Raw genomic sequence first — 537 nt, 5'->3', positions numbered from 1 at the left:
ACCTTTTGATATGATTCTCTTGAAAGCTTATCACTCTTATAGAACGATTCTGGTTCTTTGAGAAAAAAACTAGAAAAGTCTATTTGCTTTGGGTTTGTTTTCTGATTCTTTGTTATAGCTTGATAGGCTTTTTCTGTTTGTGAAAGTTGTTCTTTTTTTAACGCAAGTTGTTTTTTAAAGAGCTCAATAATTTCCTCTTTTTTTAATAGCTTAATAAGCTCCAGATATTCTGCTGGTAGAGCAGGTGGTGGCGGTGGAGCAGGTGGTGGCGGTGGAGCAGACGATGGGGATTGTGCACATTTGTTTAGGACTCCAGTGCGGTCTGTTCCAAATATCCTCTTTTGATATTGAGCAAGTCCCAACGCTAGAAAATTGCATGTATCTGCTTGAAGAGAATCCGATGCATGTGCCAGATTTAGTATTCCCAAAAGGGTAATCATTCCTGTTATAATAAATCGCTTTTTCATCTGTCTCCTCGCTTGATTTCGGCAGGGATTGTTTTATTAATAGGCACGCGGTTCCTATCATTGGGCTGTT

At 38.9% G+C, this 537-nt stretch carries 1 pseudogene; it reads right to left on the bottom strand.

The features are described 5' to 3' along the window. Positions 1 to 467 (bottom strand): annotated as a pseudogene (locus tag ACFINW_RS10140) (hypothetical protein); the annotation flags it as partial. Between the last annotated feature and the right edge of the window lie 70 nt (positions 468 to 537).

It is taken from the genome of Bartonella sp. AA18HLJMS (genome assembly GCF_042197245.1).
Taxonomy (GTDB): domain Bacteria; phylum Pseudomonadota; class Alphaproteobacteria; order Rhizobiales; family Rhizobiaceae; genus Bartonella.
This window is presented reverse-complemented; position numbering and strand designations above follow the sequence as displayed.